Raw genomic sequence first — 555 nt, forward strand, 5'->3', positions numbered from 1 at the left:
CTGACGCGGACGACCGATCTTCTGCTCGGGATCGGCAATCATCTCGTTCCACTGCGCGATCCAGCCGACCGTACGCGCCATCGCGAAGATACACGTGAACATCGACGTCGGGATGCCCAGCGCGCGCTGCACGATGCCCGAGTAGAAATCGACGTTCGGGTACAGCTTGCGCGACACGAAGTATTCGTCTTCCAGCGCGATCTTTTCGAGTTCCATCGCGAGCTTGAAGAGCGGGTCGTCGTGCAGGCCGAGTTCGTTCAGCACTTCGTGGCACGTCTCGCGCATCAGCTTGGCGCGCGGGTCGTAGTTCTTGTACACGCGGTGACCGAAGCCCATCAGCTTCACGCCCGAGTTCTTGTCCTTCACCTGCTTGATGAACTCGGGAATGTTGTCGACCGAGCCGATCTCTTCCAGCATGTTCAGCGCCGCTTCGTTCGCGCCGCCGTGCGCCGGGCCCCACAGACACGCGATGCCGGCCGCGATACACGCGAACGGATTCGCACCCGACGAACCCGCCAGACGCACAGTGGACGTCGACGCGTTCTGTTCGTGATC

Annotated in this window: 1 protein-coding gene; it reads right to left on the reverse strand. The window is 61.8% G+C overall.

Annotated elements, in window-relative coordinates:
* Window positions 1-555: citrate/2-methylcitrate synthase (locus tag AWB79_RS37980; RefSeq protein WP_332459685.1), on the reverse strand; the 555-nt coding region annotated here is incomplete at both ends.

The sequence above is a fragment of the Caballeronia hypogeia genome (assembly GCF_001544875.2).
Lineage (GTDB): Bacteria > Pseudomonadota > Gammaproteobacteria > Burkholderiales > Burkholderiaceae > Caballeronia > Caballeronia hypogeia.